This is a genomic window from Paenibacillus popilliae ATCC 14706 (genome assembly GCF_000315235.1).
Lineage (GTDB): Bacteria > Bacillota > Bacilli > Paenibacillales > Paenibacillaceae > Paenibacillus_B > Paenibacillus_B popilliae.
In genome coordinates this window covers 1-333 of the sequence record NZ_BALG01000522.1, presented here as the reverse complement: position 1 = coordinate 333, position 333 = coordinate 1, and the positions used below count along the sequence as shown (strand labels likewise).

General features: G+C 55.6%; 1 protein-coding gene. It reads right to left on the bottom strand.

What is annotated here, in order from left to right; translation table 11 throughout:
- Positions 1 to 333, bottom strand: a 333-nt coding sequence (locus PPOP_RS18940) for a DDE-type integrase/transposase/recombinase (RefSeq protein ID WP_042230278.1), incomplete at both ends; no start/stop codon positions are given.

Sequence of the window (333 nt, the reverse complement as noted above, 5' to 3'; positions counted from 1 at the left end):
CGTTCTCGTCCTGCCCGTTTACGACCGTTTTCATATTGTCGTAGAGACAGTTCCTGGTCATGCCTCCGAAGTACTCGAAGGCTCTCGTGTGACAACCCATGAGCGTATCCAGGCGCTCGTCTTCCGTGAACTCCACATACATCACTCGGGAGTAGCCGAGTACCATAACAAACGCGTACAACCGTTTCAACCTGCCGTCATAGTCAACCTTGAAATGTCCCCAGTCCACCTGCGCTTGTTCGCCAGGCGCCGTCTCGAACCGCTCCGTCGCTTTCGATTGAATGGACGGTCGCAGCGGCTGCATGAAGATTCGAAGGATGGTGCTGCTGCCGG